Raw genomic sequence first — 12,899 nt, forward strand, 5'->3', positions numbered from 1 at the left:
ATAATGTGTTGTCAGGATACTTCCGCTTTTGGCAATCGCACCAGCTAGGTTTTCAGAAGCCATCGAAAGACTGTTTCTTCCAAAGTATCTTTTACAACCGGTTTTGTAAGGTAGTCGTCCATTCCGGCCTCTATACATTTTTCACGCTCGCCCACCACTGTACCGGCAGTGAGCGCAACGATAGGAACGCGCTTGCCGATTTCCAGGTTCCTGATGCCTCTTGCGGCCTCGTAGCCATTCATTTCGGGCATTTGAATATCCATAAAAACCAGGTCTGGTGCCCTCTTGTGATAAGCATGGATCGCTTCCCGACCATTTTCCGCCTCCACGATCACCGCATTCGGAACAATTTTACTTAACATGGACCGTACCAGTAACATATTGATCCTATGGTCTTCCGCGATTAAAATGGTAACCTCAGATTCCCCAACCCTTTCTGTTGCCAGCTGTCCGCCCTCAGGTCTCACCGATGTTTCACCAGGCTTCCTGTAAAGTCCCGAGATTGCCAGGAAAAGCTGCTGAATCTTGACGGGTTTGAGAAGAAAATGCTGCACATCCAGCTCCTCGCGTAAAGCATTGACAGACTCCTCTTCATATGAATCGTTCAAAAGAAAGACAGGCTGGCGGTTTGCATTTTGCCCGCTCATTTCACGAATTCTCCGTATTGCCTCCACGCCGCCGATACCGGGCATTTTACAATCCATCAAAATGAGATCGAAGGCATTACCGTTTGACAACAATTCCAGCGCCGCCTCTCCGCTCTTCACGAAAGTCGAGCCGATATCCTTGTTTCTGAGCATGTCCTGAAGTATCTGCCCATTGATCTCGTTATCGTCTGCGATGAGGATATTTTTAATATCGTAGGTATTGCTCCAGTCGAACAGGTCTTTTCCCGCCACGGCAGTGAATGTCACGTCGAAAAAAAATATGCTGCCTTTATCCACGTCGCTTTCCAGCTGCAGCTTACTTCCCATGAGTCCAAGCAGGCTGTTAGAAATGGTCAGCCCGAGTCCCGTGCCTCCAAATCTCTTGGTCGTGGAAGAATCGCCCTGGGAAAATGCATCGAATATCCTTCTTTGATTCTGGGGTTCAATTCCGATACCGGTATCCCGCACGGAAAACCTGAATGTGTAATCTTCCTCCTCTGTTTTCTCCAGCACTTCAATTTTCAACTCTATTTCACCGGCAAGTGTGAATTTTACCGCATTACTGAGCAGGTTGACAAGGATTTGCTTTAATCTCAACGGGTCTGTCCATACGAAGTGTGGAATGTTGGCGGGGATATTCAATAACATTTCAAGCTGCTTTTGCTGCGCCTGGTAATTGACCATATCCGAAACCTGACCGCACATTTCCAGCAGGTCCGTTTTCTCCCAGCTCAGTTCGAGCTTCCCTGCTTCGATTTTCGAGAAATCAAGAATGTCGTTAATAATGTCCAGCAACGAATTTGCCGACTGGAAAACCATGGACATATATTGTTGCTGCGTTTCGTCAAGGCTGGTTTTCATCAGCAGATCCGTAAAACCCACCACCCCATTCAAGGGGGTCCGGATTTCGTGGCTCATATTCGCCAGAAATTCCGATTTCAGTTTGCTTGCCGCTTCGGCCTGTTCCCGTGCTTCAAGCAGCTCGATCTCTGCCATTTTCCGGGACGTTATATCCCGCACAACCGCCTGGATAATATGATGGTTGTTGACATGGATCAAATTGAGCAATACCTCCGCAATAAAAGTCTCATTCTTTTCCCCAAACCTTTTATAAATCCACTCGAAGCTGTGACTGCCCTTCCGGTAAACCGCTTCTATGTGCCGGTTTGATATACCCAATACCGCTTGATCGGGATCGTCATCGGTCACGGAGAGGCCTCCAAGTGACATATGTCTCAATTTCGCGACCGTATCCAGGCCGAACATCCGGATTGCCGCCTCGTTACAATCCATGTAACCGTTCCGATCAAACAAGATTACCGAATCGCTCGTCGAATCATACAAGCTCCTGAACTTTGCTTCTGAGTTTTGGATTTCGACCTCTGATTCCTTTCTGATTGTGATATCCTGAAATGCGCCATACAGTCTGCGGCAGACTCCGTTTGCCATTTCAGCTTTCCCGATGGTTCTCACCCACACTTCATTTCCCTTCGCCGTCAGTATCTGCAATTCAAAATCCCAGGAAGTACCACTGGCCAGGCCTTCCCTGACTACCTCGGTAATGGTGTCCCTGCTCGGTCCTTCCTTATAGAATTCAATGGCATTGTCGAGCGTAGGTATAAAATCATCATCCACCTCATGTATTTCCTTCGTTGTCGCCGACCAGTACAACTCACCGGTTTTCGGATACAGCTCCCAACCTCCGATCATTGCGATCATATTGGTCTCTTCGAGCATATCCTTAATCCGTCTCATCTCATCATCGGACTCCTTGCGGGCAGTAATATCCCTTTCCAGGGCTACATAGTTGGTGCACACGCCTTTATCATCGAATACCGGGGTTATTTTCAGATCAACCCAATATTTTTCTCCTGTTTTTGAATAGCACAAAATTTCCTCCTGCACCACCTTCAACTGCCTGGATTCTTCATAAATCCGATCGATAGTAGCCTGGTCTGTCTCAGGACCGCACAACAGATCTGTCGGATTTTTTCCCTGAACTTCCTCCCTGCTGTAACCGGTTTGTTTTTCGTAAGCATCGTTTACCCAGGTAATAAGACCCCTCCCGTCGGTGATAACAATGTAGTCGGTTGTATTGGAAGCAACTATGGCAAGCTCTTTCAGTCTCTCCCGTGAATTTCGCAGCTCCGTTATATCGTGACTGGTAAGTATTATTTTTTTACTGGAAGGCTCCAAATTCGCAGTCGTATTGCTCCAGGACCACTTTCCGTTTTTATGTCTGATCCTGTGCTCGACGCCGCCGGCTACGGGTATGCCGGTTTCGACGGTAACGGCAAGAGCCTGAAAACATGCATCTAAATCGTCCGGGTGGGTAAATTCAGTAAAAGAATGCCCTATGGTCTCTTCCGGCGTGTATCCATATGTCTTGGTCCAGCTCGGCGACACATAATTGAAAATGCCATCACGGTCTATTGTGAAAAGCACATCCTGCATGTTTGAAATCAGTACAGAGAAATCCTCTTCAACTTTGACCTGCTGAGTCATGTCGAACCCAACGCAAAAAAGCTCCGTAACTTCGCCGCTGGCATTGGTTAAACCCGTAAATTCCCACTGCGTTGTCTTGATTTCTTTGCTGGCCGATACCTTCCGCAGCTGGACAGGATGCGGTATATCAGGTTGCTCAAAACATGCGCGGCCTACGAGGAAGCATTTTTCAATGTCCTCGGGAACAACGCCAGCGAGCGAAGACGTCCCGATCAGTTCCTCTCTTTTGAAGCCGTAGAAATTACAGAAGTGGTCGTTTGCGTAGATGTAATTCCCATCGTATGAAATACCTACTACATACACCGACTGACTTTTCATGAAAGTTTCGTATAACTTCACGTCACTCGCAGGGCTGGCCGGAATTATCGGCTTGCTGACCGACACGAAGCCCGAAACGATAAGGCGGGAATCATCTTCCGGATGGATGATCTCTTTGGAATGAATCCTGAAATGATGCAGGGCACCATTGCCATCGGAAAGTGCTATTTCGTATTCGTCGTAATGCCCTCCTCTTGGCAGTTCGGATCCGAGGCTTTCCTGATATAACTTAAATTGCTGATTATTAACTATTAATGTCGGATTTTTTGAATTTTCATCCGCATTTGAAATGGCTGAAAACTTTCTTTGCAGCGCTGAGTCCACCCAATGGTTTTCTGGATTTACGAGGTCCCAAATCAAAAATCCATCAGTTGCAAATTCCTGTAGAAAATCAAACAGTTCCCCGTCCCGTTGCAATAAATTCACAAACGCCTTCCGCAAAATATTCATTATTAATAGCCTCTCATTATATCAACGTGCACAGTGTGCGTTTTTCACCTACAAGATATAGTTTTTTGACTACTTAAATCAGATATTGAATTTCTTCGACAAAAGAGGTCGATTGAAAGAAGCAGCCGGGCCCCTCAATCCTTCTTCGGCACCTTTGCCCCCTCCTTCTTCGCCTCCGAGAGCCCTATTGCAATGGCCTGTTTCTTTGAAGTGACTTTTTTACCTGAACCTGATTTAAGCTTTCCTTCTTTTTGCTCGTGTAAGGCCTCCCCTACCTTTTCACTTGCCTTTTTTGAGTATTTTGCCATAATTCCTGATTAATAATGTTGTTAGCCTGATTTTTGTTTGCCTAAAAATGTATCGCGGTTTCTAAAAAACCTGTACCAATAAATCCTTACACAAAAAGTCTACTATGAGGATGTCTAATACATTATTACAGAATACATTACAATCCCCGCAGCGGCTGTTCCTGATAGTTGGGATATGGGCAGCTACGGCCGGTACAGCTTGCTCCCAGCCGGGCACGAAATTGCTGAAAGACGTCACGCTGATCGACGGTACGGGCACTGCGCCAATGGAACATGTGGATATACTGATAGCAGGGAAACGGATCAAGGCGATTGGCAAAAATTTGAAAGCCAACGCGGAAACAGTGGTTTCGCTATCAGGGAAGACTGTCATGCCAGCGTTGCTGTGTGCCCACGCGCACGTCGGTACGTTGACAGGCACTACCTCTTCCGCAGAAAATTACACGCGGGAGAATGTACTGCGGCAGTTGAAAAGATATCAGGATTACGGTGTGGCCGCAGTGCTTGCCATGGGTACCGACCGACCGGTGATCTTCAACGGATTCCGGGACTCGACGGTGGCTGGTTTGCTGCCGGGCGCGCGGCTGTTTTCGGCAGGATACGGTTTCAATACACCCGACAAAAATCCCGGTTCATGGATGAACCTGCTGCTGCGCCCTGAAACTCCGGCGGAAGTGCCTGCGATGTTGGATAAGCTGGCGGCAGTCAAACCCACAGTTGTCAAAATTTGGGTAGACGATCATGGCGGCGGCGCTCAGAAAATGAAGCCGGAGATCTACAAAGCGATCATCACGGAAGCACATAAAAGGAATATCCGCGTAGCTGCACATTTATATTATGCCGATGACGCCAGTGCGCTGATCGATGCAGGATTGGACATTATTGCGCATAGTATCCGGGACAAGGAGGTCGACGCCGCATTACTGGCAAAAATGAAACAGAAAAACATCATCTACATTCCTACGCTAACGCTGGACGAATACCAGTTTGCCTACGCCGAAAGCCCCGATTGGCTGAATGATCCGTTTTTCAAATCATCCCTTGAACCAGGTGTTTTTGAAATGATCACAGAGAAAAGTTATGGTGAAAAAATCAAGACTTCCCGGGACTACCAGCGTAATATGGCCGCTAACAAAATCGGCATGCGAAATTTGAAAAAGATCTCCGACGCAGGAATTACCATTGCATTAGGAACTGATTCAGGCGCTTTCCCTGTCCGGGCCCAGGGATTTACGGAACATCTGGAAATGGAAATGATGGTAGAATCGGGACTTAGCCCGTTGCAGGCAATTACCGCAAGCACCAAAAATGCCGCCAAAGCCCTGCTGATCGATAAAGAAAACGGAACACTCGAAAACGGCAAGCTGGCGGATATGATCATTCTGAGTGCAGATCCGACGAAGGATATTGAAAATACCCGAAAAATTGAGTCGGTATGGAAAGAAGGGAATATTGTCAGCAAAGGCCCTCTAAACTGACCCGTTTTACGGACCCAAATTATTAACAAAAACACTCCTGATAGTATGAAGATTAATTTTAAAAGACTGGACCATATTATGCTCTGCATCCCCAAGGGCAAAGAAGAGGAGGCCAGAGATTTTTATACAAATGTGCTGGGCTTGCCTGAGCTGAAGGATTTGGGCTACCCACTGCCAAATGGCGCTATCTGGTTTCAAATGGGTGATATTCAACTACACATTAGGGCTGAGAAAGATCACGGCCTGTCGGACCGGCATCCTGCTTTTGAAGTAAATAACCTGGCCGAAGTGCGCGCCATGCTGGAAGGCCACGGCATAGCGATCAAGAATGAAAGTAAAATCCCGGATAGAAATCGATTTTCTTTCCGGGATCCTTTTGGTAATCGCATTGAGCTGATTGAGATGATCTAACCTAGGTTACGATATCCGTGTAGGGATTGCTGATCGTCACCACGTCTTCATTGATAAACTGGATCAGATTTTCATTCAGGCGCTCTTTATGGGTAACAAAAAGCCCGTGCGGTGCGCCTTCATAGATAATGTATTCTGCTCCCGGCAGCATGTCAGCAGTACGGTCGCTGCTTACTTGAATAGGGACGGTCTTATCGGATTCGCCGTGGATGATCAGTACAGGCACATCCAGCAGTGAAACCTCATTCCGGAAATCGGTCGCGCTGAAACTGCGGATGCACTGGGTGGTTGCCCTGCCCGAAGCCTGCAACGCAAGTATGCTATGCCAGGTCAGAATTTCGTCGCTTACTGCATTATTAAGTAAACTGTTGCCGTAAAAATCTTTGGCGAAACCGGCAAGGAAATGCGGGCGATCTTCTTCCACGTCTTTCACAAATCCATCAAAAAGATCCTGGGGCACGCCATCGGGATTATCCTCTGTTTTAAGCATATAAGGCACAACGGAGCTGATCAACACCGCTTTCGAAACCTTTGCGCTGCCATATTTACTCAGGTAACGAACCACTTCTCCACCGCCCATTGAAAATCCTACCAGGATCACATTCTGCAAATTGAGGTTTTCAATTACTGCATTTAAATCGCCGGCGAGTGTATCATAATCGTACCCCGACCATGGTTTGTCGGATCGCCCGAAACCGCGCCGGTCGTAGCCTATGCAGCGGATTCCGTGTTTTGGTAGGACATTAAACTGATATTCCCACATTTCGTGGCTCAATGGCCATCCTGAGATAAAAATGACGGGTCTGCCTTCCCCGACTTCGTGAACAAGCAATTTGACAGGCTCTCCTGCGGTTCCAGCTGTTGATTCAATGAATTTCATAATCCTAGGTTTTTAATAGAATAGTTTTTCGGCCAGTCCTTTCCGCTTACCGGAAGTGTCTAAATGCCAATCGGGTCATCTAAATTATCATTCCAAAAAAAGGAAAAGCTGCCTTCCGGGCGACAACTTATTGAGGAACCGGCAGCCAAAAAATCGTATTTGGCAAAAGTAATCCTAAATTTGCGCTCTAATTCGACGTAGAAAAGCGCTTCCATTGATGTTAAAGTACCTGTACGGATTACTGATCGGCATTGTCATTCTTGCCGGAATAGCCGAGGTTGTATTAAGGGTTAAATACGGTTTTTGCAATTCTCCACTCTACGTGTCGGATCCGGATTTCGAATATATATATGCCCCGAACCAGGATGTAAAACGCTTCGGCTATGTGTTGAAGACCAACCAGTTTTCCATGCGGAATGAGGAAATCCTGCCTTCGGACACCCTGGTAATCCTGCTGATCGGCGATTCGGTTGTAAATGGCGGCAGTCTGACCGACCAGGACAGCATTGCCTCGACCCTGCTGGAAAAGCGCTTTCAGAAAGATTTTAACAGGCGCGTCCGGGTACTGAATATTTCGGCAGGGTCCTGGGGGCCTGATAATATGGCGGCTTACCTTAAAAAGTTCGGTTTATTTAATGCCAAACTAATGTGCCTGGTCACCAGCAGCCACGATGCGCATGATATTATGTCCCACCAGAGTCCGGTCGGTATTGACCCGGGCTGGCCCAATAAGCAGTATAAGGTTGCACTGTATGAGCTATGGGACAGGTACCGCTGGATTTTCTTCTATTATATTGATACGATGTTTTTCCCGAAAGAACCGGAGGTACCCAAAGCAGACCAGCCAACTAAAACCGATCTTCCTAAAACTGATACCATTCGAATAGCACAATCCGATTCTGCTAAAAAAGACAAGCTGAACCGGGCCGGCATCCGCAAACCGGGCACGGATTTCAATCCAGGTTACCGGCAACTTTTTGAAATGGCGCGTGATAACAACATTCCTTTCTTCATTTACCTGCATCCCGAAATTACCGAAGTGGATATGGGCCATTTTAATGACCAGGGGGACGAAATTATCGCATTTGCAAAACAGAACAATATCCGGCTGATCAACGAATTCCAGTACCCGATCTCAAAGAAACTATACCGAAAAATGGACCTGGTGCATTATAACAGTCAGGGACAGGTTTTTATGGCGGATAATTTGTATCCGTTGTTTCAGGAATATCTAAAACTCGAAAAATAATGCGTGTTCTCATTGTTCACAATCAGCTATGGGCGCATTATAAATCCAGGCTTTTTAGCGACATATCGCAGGTTTTTAAGAACAAATATCCGCAAAGCGAGCTCCTGGTGGCACAAATCGCACTTTACGAGGCGAGCCGGAGTGTGATGCAAAATGACAATGCCGTCACCTACGAATATCCGTATAAGGTTCTTTTCGAGCGCAGCCTGGATAGCACCACAACCGGCGAAAGGAGAAAAGCACTTTTTAAAATTTTCAACGAATTCAAGCCAGATGTATTAAACGTTACAGGCTGGGGTGATGTGGCGCAGGTGCAGCTGATGTTTTATGCCAAGTCAAGAGGCGTGAAAGTGGTTATTTCCTCTGAATCATCGTCGCTGGATCATAGTCGCAGCTGGTGGAAAGAGGCGTTAAAAAGTTTCATTGTCACCAAAGCGAATGCTTTTTTTTGTTTTGGAAAAACTTCGGCGGATTACCTGGAAAGTTTGGGCGTACATGCGCAGGATATCGCAGTCCGGAACGCGGCGGTGATTGACGAAGAAATAATTAAAAGCAATTTTGAAAAGTCGAAAAGGCAGCTGGCTGCTACCGCGGGTAATGAAGATCTCGTAAAGAAATTCATTTACGTCGGTCGCCAGGCTCCTGAGAAGAACCTGGAAATGCTGATCCGCGCATTTGCTAAGGTTCAACAACATAACAAAGCAGGAACAGAACATTGGCAATTATTACTTGTCGGCGACGGGCCTGAGCGGCAGCACCTGGAACTGCTGACCAAGGAATTGCGAATAGAGGACAGCGTGCTTTTCGCAGGCGGTTTTCCCTGGTATGAGGTGCCTTCCAAACTGGCAGAAAGTGATATTTTGATTTTGCCCAGTAAATCAGAACCGTGGGGCCTGGTCGTGAACGAGGCGATGGTTTGTGGAATGCCGGTGATCGTTTCCGAAAAATGCGGCTGCGTGCCTGATCTGGTTGAGAACGGTGTGAATGGTTTTACATTTCATGCTGAAAAACAGGAAGAGCTGGAAAAAACAATGCAATTTTTTATTGATAATCCTGAAAAAATCAAGGCTATGGGCGCGCAATCACTGGCGAAGATCAAACCTTTCGCCTCAGAAAAAGTGGCGGAACAAATGGTAGAAACTTTCCGGCAACTGGCAAAATCCTGAGCTGAACAATAGAATATACACTCAATTGAGCAAATGCGAATTTTAAATATTTGTGCATATACCTGGGCAATCGGCGGACCGGCCCGCATTATTTACGACCACACAACCGAGGTGCTCGCCCAGGGACACCAGGTCGACATCCTGAGCCCGATGACGCCCGGCGAAAAAATGTACCCGGCCCCCGAAGGTGCACGGCTGATCCCATGCGCCAGAACTACGCCGATAAGTGACATTTACAGGGAATTTTCCGTTGAAATGTATCAATATCTGCAAAAACATATCGATGAATACGATGTGATACATATGCACGGAATCTGGCACTTCGGCAGCCTTGCGCCATTTTTGATCCCCGGCAAAGCGGTCAAAGTGATTACTATTCACGGCCTGCTGGATAAATGGGCAGTGGCGCACAGTAAATGGAAAAAGCAGATCGTCACCGCATTGTACCAGAAGCGATTGTTGGGAAAAGCAGATCTTATTCAAATTAATAATACCGATGAGGAAGAAGACGTAATCCGCTATCTGGGTTACCGGCCGAAGAATATGGTCATCGTGCCAAATGGAATGAAGCTTTCTGACTACCAGAATTTGCCGGCAAAAGGCATTTTCCGCTCTAAACACCAGATCGGCGACGCGCAGCAGCTAATTCTTTTTATGGGCCGGCTTAATATCAAGAAAGGGCTCGACCTGCTGTTACCTGCATTTGAAAAAATTCACAAACAATTACCGGAAGCAATACTGATCCTGGCCGGACCCGACGACGGCTACCAGGCGGAAACAGAAGAATTCATTCAGAAACATCAGCTTAGCGGTCGTGTTAAATTGGTCGGTATGCTGACAGATACGGATAAAAAAGAGGCATTTTCCGACGCCGACCTATTCGTTCTTCCGTCCTATTCCGAAGGATTTTCAATTGCCGTACTGGAAGCGATGAGCTGCAAAATCCCGACGGTTGTGTCCGACCGTGTCGGCTTTGGCGACTACATCCGAAAGTACGACGCTGCTTTCTTAACTCCCTTGAACAGTGATGGTGTAGCGGAAGGTATTCTTAAAATATTACAAGATAAAAGTTACGCCGGGGAAGTCGCAAATCGCGCCTACGATATGGTAACCGAAAATTTCGACATCAAAGTGGTTGCCAATCAATTATTGGAAGAATACAAGAAGATTAAAAAAACCAGCTATCTTTGAGCATTTAAGTAACCGCTGAAAAGCTAGTCCGAAACGTTTGACCCTGGATATGATTGATTTATCCGTCATAATATTGACACACAATGAATCGAAGCACATCGGACGCTGCATTAAAAGCCTTCAGCTGGTAACGAACAAGATTTTCATTGTCGATTCCTTTTCCACGGACGACACAGTTTCCATCGCTGAAAATCTCGGCGCAACGGTAATTCGGAATCCCTGGGTTTCCTATTCTTTCCAGTTCAATTTTGGTATTGCCAATAATCCGTTCCAAACCACCTGGCTGATGCGGATGGATGCCGACGAATACATTACGCCCGAACTGGCCAATGAGCTGAAAGCGTCGCTGCCGCAAATTGGTGAGGGGGTATCAGGACTGTATGTGAAACGGCGCGTGATTTTTATGGATAAATGGATCCGACGGGGTGGCTACTACCCTATCTGGCTGTTGCGGATCTGGCGGCGGGGAATAGGTACCTGCGAAGAATTGTGGATGGACGAGCACATCAAGCTCAGCAGCGGGACGGTTCAGAATCTCAAATACGATATCGTCGACCATAACCTGAACAACCTCACCTGGTGGACCCAAAAGCATAACAATTATGCAATCAGAGAAGTAATTGATTTATTGAACATTAAATATAATTTTGATAGCAAACCGACCGTAGAGCCGAAGTTCTGGGGAACGCAGGAACAGCGGACGCGCTATCTCAAAGTGCAGTATTCGAAAATGCCGCTTTTTACCCGGCCATTTATTTATTTCAGCTACCGGTATTTTTTAAAACTCGGTTTTCTGGATGGTTTGAAAGGTATTATATGGCATTTTTTACAAGGTTTCTGGTACCGCTTCCTCGTCGACGCCAAGATATACGAAGTGTATTACCGGGCCGGCAGGGACAAAGAGCAGATCATTACACATTTCAGAACGGAATATGGAAAAGACCTTAAAAACCCAAACCGATCTGTCAAAGTATGACAACAGCTGGTACAAGCCAGGCAGCTTCGCGAAACAACTTTTATGGTATTTCACCGGCCGCCTGTTCTTGAATACACACATTCCTTACCCTTCGGGATTCAAGGTATGGCTGTTGAAAATGTTCGGTGCCAGGATTGGAAAAGGGGTCGTGATCAAGCCGAAAGTGAACATTAAATATCCCTGGTTCCTTGAAATCGGCGATTATACCTGGATCGGAGAAAATGTGTGGATCGACAACCTCACTTTGGTGACTATTGAATCAAACGTCTGCCTGTCGCAAGGCTGCTTGCTTTTGACCGGCAACCATAATTATTCAAGGAGCGGATTTGACCTTGTTGTGAGGCCGATTACGATCGAAAAAGGTGCATGGATCGGTGCGAAAGCGACGGTATGCCCAGGCGTAAAAGTTGGTTCGCACGCGGTTCTGACTGTTAACTCAGTCGCAACCAACAATATGGAAGCCGATGGAATTTACCAGGGAAATCCTGCCAAATACGTTAAAACAAGAATTATAACCCATTGAAAGTAAGTATACTGACCGTCGTTTTCAACGGTGCGGCCACCATCAGGAAATGCATAGAATCAATTGTAAATCAGGATTATCCTGATATTGAATACATTGTTGTGGACGGAGGATCCAGGGACGGGACACAGGATATTGTCAAATCTTTCGAAGGAAAAGTCAGTAAATTCGTCAGCGAAAAAGACGCCGGAATTTATGACGCAATGAACAAAGGCATACAATTGGCATCGGGTGATATCATCGGGATTCTGAATGCCGATGATTTTTACGCGTATTCAACAGTGGTTTCGGAGGTGGTAAAATTGATGCGGTCAGGCAACTACGATGCGTGTTATGGTGATCTTGAATATGTTGACTTCACCAACGGCTCGGTTGTTAAAAGGAAATGGAAGTCTGGCCTGTACCGCAAAGGCTCATTTTTAAATGGCTGGATGCCGCCTCACCCGACGTTTTTTGTGCGCCGGGAGCTTTACGAAAGGCTTGGCAAATTCCGCCTGGACCTGGGGAGCGCGGCCGACTACGAGCTAATGCTGAGATTTGTACACAAAGCAGAAATTAATATCGGTTACCTGCCGAAGGTACTTGTAAAAATGAGAAGCGGCGGGATCAGTAACAGTTCATTCAGGAACAGGATCCTTGCGAACAGAAACGACCTTAAAGCGTGGAAAACAAATGACTTAACTCCCCGGTTTTATACATTATGGCTTAAACCGGTGAGAAAGATTTTTCAGTTTATCAAGTTTTAAAGTAGATCACATTCACCACAGAATAAATATATTTGTAATTGTGTTATTTGG

General features: G+C 46.5%; 11 protein-coding genes. 8 read left to right on the top strand and 3 right to left on the bottom strand.

Features of this window, described 5'->3' with window-relative positions:
- Positions 1–44: 44 nt before the first annotated feature.
- Together FXO21_RS27770 and FXO21_RS28895 are read right to left on the bottom strand one after the other, a co-directional pair.
- Complete coding sequence (locus FXO21_RS27770) at positions 45–3,920, bottom strand: PAS domain S-box protein (protein ID WP_149643147.1); 3,876 nt, start codon at positions 3,918–3,920, stop codon at positions 45–47.
- A 134-nt stretch (positions 3,921–4,054) separates the two neighbouring features.
- Positions 4,055–4,228, bottom strand: coding sequence for a DUF6496 domain-containing protein (locus FXO21_RS28895; protein ID WP_192579348.1), 174 nt, complete (start codon positions 4,226–4,228; stop codon positions 4,055–4,057).
- A gap of 110 nt (positions 4,229–4,338) precedes the next feature.
- Between FXO21_RS28895 and FXO21_RS27775 the strand changes: the two genes are divergently transcribed.
- Together FXO21_RS27775 and FXO21_RS27780 are read left to right on the top strand one after the other, a co-directional pair.
- Complete coding sequence (locus tag FXO21_RS27775) at positions 4,339–5,706, top strand: amidohydrolase family protein (protein WP_149643148.1); 1,368 nt, start codon at positions 4,339–4,341, stop codon at positions 5,704–5,706.
- Between the two features lie 45 nt (positions 5,707–5,751).
- Positions 5,752–6,117, top strand: coding sequence for a VOC family protein (locus FXO21_RS27780; RefSeq protein WP_149643149.1), 366 nt, complete (start codon positions 5,752–5,754; stop codon positions 6,115–6,117).
- A 1-nt stretch (position 6,118) separates the two neighbouring features.
- On the opposite strand, the gene FXO21_RS27785 is transcribed toward FXO21_RS27780, so the two are convergent.
- Entirely contained in the window at positions 6,119–6,997 is an 879-nt protein-coding gene (locus FXO21_RS27785) for an alpha/beta fold hydrolase (RefSeq protein ID WP_149643150.1), read from the bottom strand.
- A 217-nt stretch (positions 6,998–7,214) separates the two neighbouring features.
- Between FXO21_RS27785 and FXO21_RS27790 the strand changes: the two genes are divergently transcribed.
- Genes FXO21_RS27790 through FXO21_RS27815 form a run of 6 tightly spaced genes read left to right on the top strand, consistent with a single transcriptional unit; the run spans position 7,215 to position 12,848 of the window.
- On the top strand, positions 7,215–8,246 hold the full coding sequence (locus FXO21_RS27790; RefSeq protein WP_149643151.1) for a hypothetical protein: 1,032 nt from the start codon (positions 7,215–7,217) through the stop codon (positions 8,244–8,246).
- Positions 8,246–9,412 carry a glycosyltransferase family 4 protein gene (locus FXO21_RS27795; protein WP_149643152.1) on the top strand — a complete coding sequence of 389 codons (1,167 nt, stop codon included), beginning with the start codon at positions 8,246–8,248 and terminating at the stop codon, positions 9,410–9,412. Before FXO21_RS27790 ends, FXO21_RS27795 begins: the two co-directional genes overlap by 1 nt.
- A 33-nt stretch (positions 9,413–9,445) precedes the next feature.
- Positions 9,446–10,603, top strand: coding sequence for a glycosyltransferase (locus FXO21_RS27800; protein WP_149643153.1), 1,158 nt, complete (start codon positions 9,446–9,448; stop codon positions 10,601–10,603).
- 49 nt (positions 10,604–10,652) lie between these two features.
- On the top strand, positions 10,653–11,579 hold the full coding sequence (locus tag FXO21_RS27805) for a glycosyltransferase family 2 protein (RefSeq protein WP_149643154.1): 927 nt from the start codon (positions 10,653–10,655) through the stop codon (positions 11,577–11,579).
- Entirely contained in the window at positions 11,536–12,102 is a 567-nt protein-coding gene (locus tag FXO21_RS27810; RefSeq protein WP_149643155.1) for a putative colanic acid biosynthesis acetyltransferase, read from the top strand. Before FXO21_RS27805 ends, FXO21_RS27810 begins: the two co-directional genes overlap by 44 nt.
- Complete coding sequence (locus tag FXO21_RS27815; protein ID WP_149643156.1) at positions 12,099–12,848, top strand: glycosyltransferase family 2 protein; 750 nt, start codon at positions 12,099–12,101, stop codon at positions 12,846–12,848. The genes FXO21_RS27810 and FXO21_RS27815 overlap by 4 nt, the downstream gene beginning before the upstream one ends.
- Positions 12,849–12,899 lie beyond the last annotated feature (51 nt).

The sequence above is a fragment of the Dyadobacter sp. UC 10 genome, assembly GCF_008369915.1.
Classification (GTDB): domain Bacteria; phylum Bacteroidota; class Bacteroidia; order Cytophagales; family Spirosomataceae; genus Dyadobacter.